Source organism: Mesorhizobium sp. P5_C1 (genome assembly GCF_054049815.1).
The window spans coordinates 1-3,053 of the sequence record NZ_JBFULQ010000613.1 but is presented as its reverse complement, the minus strand read 5'-3'; the positions used below and the strand labels follow the sequence as shown (position 1 = coordinate 3,053).

The 3,053-nt window shown below is 58.2% G+C and carries 5 protein-coding genes; all 5 read right to left on the bottom strand.

All coding sequences use genetic code 11. From position 1 onward, the window contains the following. Positions 1–151: 151 nt before the first annotated feature. A complete protein-coding gene (gene xth / locus ACXJ7R_RS28825; protein WP_457154798.1) occupies positions 152–976 on the bottom strand; it encodes an exodeoxyribonuclease III in 825 nt (274 codons plus the stop codon). Between the two features lie 400 nt (positions 977–1,376). Then, complete coding sequence (locus ACXJ7R_RS28820) at positions 1,377–1,643, bottom strand: hypothetical protein (protein ID WP_457154797.1); 267 nt, start codon at positions 1,641–1,643, stop codon at positions 1,377–1,379. Between the two features lie 64 nt (positions 1,644–1,707). Then, complete coding sequence (locus ACXJ7R_RS28815; protein WP_457154796.1) at positions 1,708–1,899, bottom strand: DUF3606 domain-containing protein; 192 nt, start codon at positions 1,897–1,899, stop codon at positions 1,708–1,710. A gap of 65 nt (positions 1,900–1,964) precedes the next feature. Then, a complete protein-coding gene (locus ACXJ7R_RS28810) occupies positions 1,965–2,561 on the bottom strand; it encodes a hypothetical protein (RefSeq protein ID WP_457154795.1) in 597 nt (198 codons plus the stop codon). A 20-nt stretch (positions 2,562–2,581) separates the two neighbouring features. After that, on the bottom strand, positions 2,582–3,053 hold a 472-nt coding region (locus ACXJ7R_RS28805), incomplete at its 5' end, for a DUF4142 domain-containing protein (RefSeq protein WP_457154794.1).

The following is a 3,053-nucleotide window of genomic DNA, read 5'->3' as shown; positions in this document are numbered from 1 at the left end:
GGCAGGACTGCGAGCCCTCGCAGCGATCATTAGGGAATCACATCCGGACGGCACCAAACGCGCCTTCGAATTCAACGTTTGTGATGAAGTAGGCCGACACCATCTGCACCTCACCATCACACTCGAATGGAGGGATGCACCTGGCCATCCTTCAATGGCAAGCCATTAACCCGATTGAGGCAAGGTCGCCGCCGTGCTGCGCATCGATTTCGATCCAAGCCGGCGCGTGATCGCTTGGCTTCTCCCATCCGCGTGTCTCCACATCGACGCCGGCACTCCGCAAATGGGAAGAGAGGGAAGGGCTCACCAGAAGGTGGTCCATTCGAAGTCCTGAACTTCGGTCATATCCGCCGCTATAGGAGAAGTTCCAGTAGGTGTAGATGGCGCTCTCTGGATGAGTATGACGAACGGCATCGATCCATCCTTGCGCGAGCATCCGGCTGTAGGCGTCCCTGCTTTCAGGGAAGTACACAGCATCGCCGATCCATCGCCTTGGCACGACCGCATCGCGTGGGGTCGGAACCACATTATAATCGCCGCAGAGGACGGTTGGCCTACCGGCTTCAAGCAACGACCGACCGTAGCTGATGAGCCTTTCAAACCAGCCGAGCTTATAGTCGAATTTAGAGCCAGGCGCTGGATTACCATTGGGCAGATAGAGACAGCCAACCACAAGCCCGTTTACATCGGCCTCGATATAGCGGCTGTGCGTATCGTCGGGATCGCCAGGCAAGCCGCGCCGGAGTTCTACGGGATCGGTCCCGCGGGCAAGGATTGCCACGCCGTTGTAGGACCTCTGGCCGTGCCAGATGGCGCCGTATCCGGCGTTGCTGATCGCCCTCAGCGGAAACTTTTCGTCAGATGTTTTGAGTTCTTGAAGGCAAACGATGTCGTATTTGGTTTCATCCAGCCACCTGAGAAGCACCGGCAGCCGACCGTTGACGCCGTTTACATTGAAAGTTGCGATGTGGGTCATTCGCACCTCTTATTGGGCGGTGGCCTTCCTGCTGGAACGGGCGCGTCACTTATCCGGATCAAGACTATCGGCAACTTCATCCTTCTCATCGCGAGGCAGAACAGCAAAAGGCACACGCCGTCGGTTATGATGATGGGCCATTCTAGCTTCATGATGCCGAAGGCTAACCACGGAGACCCGCCCGTGTCTCGCGTTTTATGATCTTCCAGGCCTGAGGCGTAAAGCTGGTCATGGAGCAGACGGTGCCAGGTAACCTACAAGAGTGACTGAGTTCATGCGTGCCGCCCTACCAACTCGGATCTTCAGACAGGCGTGCCCGCGGCGCCACTCGTCAAGATTATCGCGAAAATTAGGCGGCTAGCTTCCCTGCTAAGGTGCAAACTCATGCCGGGAATGTGGTTTAGGTTAATTGCCCGCCTCTTCGAACGTGAAACACGCTGGGTTTTTCCGCCTGCAGCAGGTCTGACCCTGATGCACGGCCTTCCCGAGGCTTTCCCAGGCAGGGATGCATTACCACCGCGTGCACGGCGCTTCGCACGACCTTTTTGCCGTTCATCAATTCGACCCGAAAGCTTTCCATCCGCTTGCCCCCCGCAACAAGATTGTAGCCAACCTCCCAAATAGAAAAAATTAATAAAATCAAGGTGGTGACGCGAGGATCTAGCATTGCCAATTTTCGCGACGCCCAAACCGGCCCGCTGCGGTTTCCAGAGCCAGTTCGGACACCGTCCTTAAGACCGGCCTCGCAGAGCCTGTGCTTCCCGTTCCAGTGTCTCGCGGCTGTTGCCGTGCTTTGCGATCAGGTCCCTCACTTGCTGAGGGGTGATGCCGGTCTTATTGGCGAAATACTCGACCTCATAGTCCTCGTCCGCCGATATACGATCTCGGTCACGAAAGTCTCGTTTGCTTTTATCATCACCCATTTTCGTTCCTCCACAGTAAAGCAATCGGCGCCATTCGAGGCGATTTGGCCGCCCTGCGAGTCGCATCAAAGATCGCGTGCACGTCTAGCCCGCTGCAGGTCTTCTCCGGTATAGACGTCGGCGTTCGGGTCGAAACCGGTCCAGCCGCCAGCTTCATATTCATTGCGCCTGCCAGCGACATCGACCGAATTATATTGCCTGAGGATCTGTTCGGCATTCGGCGCAAGATTATCCTCGACCCTGGCAGTGACCATCGTCCCGCCGCGACGAACGCCTTCCGCGTAGACATGGGCGTCATTTTCAGGAACGCCGGCTGTTGTCATTGCGCCGATGATGCCGCCGGCAGCACCACCGACCACGGCCCCGCCGACCGCGCCGACAGCAGTGGCAGCCAGCCACCCAGCTGCAACAACAGGTCCGACCCCAGGAATGGCCATCAGGCCGAGGCCGGTTGCCAGGCCGCCGGCACCCCCAATGACGGCGCCGACGCCAGCCCCGGTGGCCGCGTCCTCGCCGGCTTCAGTTTCCTCGTCCTTGTGCCAGCCGGTCACGTTGTTGGCCACAATGCTGATGTCATCGCGCGGGACGCCGGTGGCTACGAGTTCGCCAACGGCATCATTGGCATCGTCATAATTGTCGAACAGTCCTGTTACGGTTTTCATCTGATTGTCCTCGCTTCTTATCACTTGGTGCCGGCAACAACGTTGCCTTGGTAGTCGAGCGCGATCGGCGTGGACTTGCCGTCCTTGCTCGCGGTTCCGCGCCAGATGCCTTGGTCGTCCTTCGTCAGACTAGAGATGTCGGAGTAGCCAACCTTTTCGATCGCGCTCTTTGCCTGGGCTTCGGTAAAGCTGTTGGCGCCGGGAGCAGGAGCCGTCGGATTGGTGGCGCCGCTGGTGACTGCCGGTGTGGTGCCGTCAGAAGTAGGCGCCGACGTTGCGACCTTTTGAATCATCTCCTGATGCATCTTGAGTGTCGGCAAAGTTTCGGCCGCAAAGGATTTCAGGGCGGTGTTGTCGCCGTCCTTGGCGTAAGCCCCGAACAGACTGACCGCATCGGCATGGGCTGCCTTCTGCATGTCTGCATAAGGTACGTCTACTGGCGCGGTACCCGACTGTAGCTTGTCGACATCGCTCTTGTGCGCAGCATCGAGG

What these genes read in the sequence shown, in the direction of transcription:
- xth (WP_457154798.1), bottom strand. Translation starts at nt 976, where the DNA reads ATGACCCACATCGCAACTTTCAATGTAAACGGCGTCAACGGTCGGCTG.
- ACXJ7R_RS28820 (WP_457154797.1), bottom strand. Translation starts at nt 1,643, where the DNA reads ATGCTAGATCCTCGCGTCACCACCTTGATTTTATTAATTTTTTCTATT.
- ACXJ7R_RS28815 (WP_457154796.1), bottom strand. Translation starts at nt 1,899, where the DNA reads ATGGGTGATGATAAAAGCAAACGAGACTTTCGTGACCGAGATCGTATA.
- ACXJ7R_RS28810 (WP_457154795.1), bottom strand. Translation starts at nt 2,561, where the DNA reads ATGAAAACCGTAACAGGACTGTTCGACAATTATGACGATGCCAATGAT.